The following is a 1,436-nucleotide window of genomic DNA, read 5'->3' as shown; positions in this document are numbered from 1 at the left end:
CAGACAGGGGCGGTAGGCCTAGCCGGCGCCAGCCGCGCCGACCGCCTGCGGGCAATCGCTGCAGAACTGGATCAGGAGGCAAGCGGCTACACCGTGGCGCCTTCCGGTTCGCTGCTGGTAAGTGAGCCAACCGCCGAAAAGATCCACCAGCAGCGAACCGAAACCGGCGCCGCACTCATCACCACGCGAAACGGAGTGCTGCTGTTCGGCCATGGCGCCGATGAACATGAATCCTGTTTTGCTCTCGATTCCGAGGCCGGCGAAGTCGGGATCACGGGGGGCTCAGCCCGAGCCGTGCGCCAGCTGGGCGACAACTGCCCCGCTGTGGCTGCTCTGGCGCAACTGCTGGCCGGAGTGCTGGCCCGCACCGCCGAAACCGTCTCACAAGGAGAACCCCCCACTGCCGCGCCTGCAGGTCGGCATGAGCGGCTGGGGCTGACGGTCTGGGGCGCCCATCCTGATGACGGCTTGAGCCGTCTACAGATCGGGGATGCCTGGGTGAGCTTCAGCAGCTTGGCGTTGACCGGGCTATGCAGCGAGCTATTCGCGCTGCAATTCCGGTTGGTTGCCGATGCGATCGGCCAGCGGCAGCTGCTGGAAGCAGCACTGAACCAAACCCCGAGCCGGGAAGCAATCGCGCTCGCATGGAGTCGGACCCATGGCGAGTAGCACCGCCCAGCACCGCGAGCTGGTGCGCCTGCAGCCGCTGGCAACCGGACCGGCCACGGTGAACGAGCAAGCCCGAACTGTGGAGTTGGGGATTGCAACAGAGGCCGATGTGGGGGGCTACGTGCTCACCTGCCGCCCGGAGGCCGTGAGCAGCGCCGCTGTGGTGAATGTATTGCTCGATCACCGCAACGAAACCTCGGCGATTGCCGGACGACTGCTGAGTCTCCGCGCCGAAAAAGGCCAGCTGATTGGCCTGGCGGAATTCAAGGACGCCCCCGCCGCCGAGACCGGCTGGCAGCTGGCCAGCCGTGGATGCCCAACAAGCGTGCGGGCTCAGTTCAGCCCGGACGACATCGAGCCAGGCCGAAATGGCGGGCCCGATCTGGTGCGCCGCTGGCGACTGGCCGAAGTGAGCCTCGTCGCCATTGGCGCCGATCTGACCACAACCCGATCCGCTGGCACAGCGGCGGACATGACCACAACCAACAGGCAAACCACCATGACCACCGAACAGACCCAAACCGAGGCCGCCGACCTGGCCGCCGAAACCGTCACCGCCACCCCCGGCGAACTGCGCCGCGCTGCCCAGCTGGAGCGTGAGCTGAAACGCCTGATCGACGCCGCACCCCACGCCGCCGAAGCGATCCGCGCCGCTGGAGATGTAGGTGGCCTGCAGGCTGCCCGTACGGCTTGCATCGACGCAATGGCTGACCGCCAGAAGTCGCAACCCCAAACCCTTCATGGCCGGGTGGATGTAGGACAAGGAT

2 protein-coding genes are annotated in these 1,436 nt (G+C 66.6%); both read left to right on the top strand.

The features are described 5' to 3' along the window. The coding region (locus AC01FP_RS17585) for a hypothetical protein (protein ID WP_474482013.1) at window positions 1-669 on the top strand (669 nt) is incomplete at its 5' end. Then, a partial coding sequence (locus AC01FP_RS17580; RefSeq protein WP_474482011.1) for a hypothetical protein occupies window positions 659-1,436 on the top strand: 778 nt, incomplete at its 3' end. The genes AC01FP_RS17585 and AC01FP_RS17580, both read left to right, overlap by 11 nt.

It is taken from the genome of Cyanobium sp. NIVA-CYA 375 (genome assembly GCF_056108345.1).
The sequence above is the reverse complement of the archived record's forward strand: the minus strand, read 5'-3'. Positions and strand labels throughout refer to the sequence as shown.